Origin of the sequence: Sphingobium ummariense RL-3, from assembly GCF_000447205.1 — a bacterium.
Lineage (GTDB): Bacteria > Pseudomonadota > Alphaproteobacteria > Sphingomonadales > Sphingomonadaceae > Sphingobium > Sphingobium ummariense.
Map to the genome: position 1 here is coordinate 1 of NZ_AUWY01000015.1, position 725 is coordinate 725.

General features: G+C 62.6%; 1 protein-coding gene. It reads right to left on the bottom strand.

Features of this window, described 5'->3' with window-relative positions; translation table 11 throughout:
- On the bottom strand, positions 1 to 689 hold a 689-nt coding region (gene mobQ / locus M529_RS25465), incomplete at its 3' end, for a MobQ family relaxase (protein ID WP_021316099.1).
- Positions 690 to 725 lie beyond the last annotated feature (36 nt).

Genomic DNA, 725 nt, shown 5'->3' on the forward strand with positions numbered 1-725 from the left:
ATCCGGGCATGGTCCTCGACCCGCTCGGCCTCAAGCCCCTGTTCGGGCATCCGCGATGCTGCCGGCCCGATCTTGTGCTGCGGCTCAAGCTCGATCCCCTGCGCCGCTAATGTGCGATGGTCGATCCGCGCATCAATATCGAGCGACGCAAGCCGTTCGTTGACATGATCGGCCCATGCCTCGCGCCACCCTTTCAAAAGCTCGGCGCTGTTCCACTCGCGCACCTTCTGGCCGAACCCCTCCGGCCCTACCTCGCGCATCGACAGCATGACGTGCGCGTGCGGCTTGGGCTGGCCGTCCTTGCCCATGTCCCAATGCACATTGAGGTCCGCGACCATGCCGCGTTCGACGAACTGCTTGTTCACGAAATCGCGCGCCAGCTCGACGCCCTGCGCCTGATTCATTTCGCGCGGAATTGAAAACTCAACCTCGCGGGCAAGCTGCGCGTCCTTGCGTTTCTCGCCGGCCTCGACCTCGTTCCACAAGGTCGCGCGATCGTTTAAACGCTCCGGCGCACCCTCGGGCAGCATGATTTCCGAATGGACGACACCGGCCTTGTTCGAGAAATCTTGGATACGCCCGAGTCGGTCATCGTGCAGCTCGGACGCCGAACGATAGGCGGCCGATGCAACCGCGCTCGATCCATTGGCGCGGCTGATGACCTTGGCTGAGAAATGGTAGATCGCCATGACGGCCGCTATACTGCCTTTCTTAGCGCACGTCGG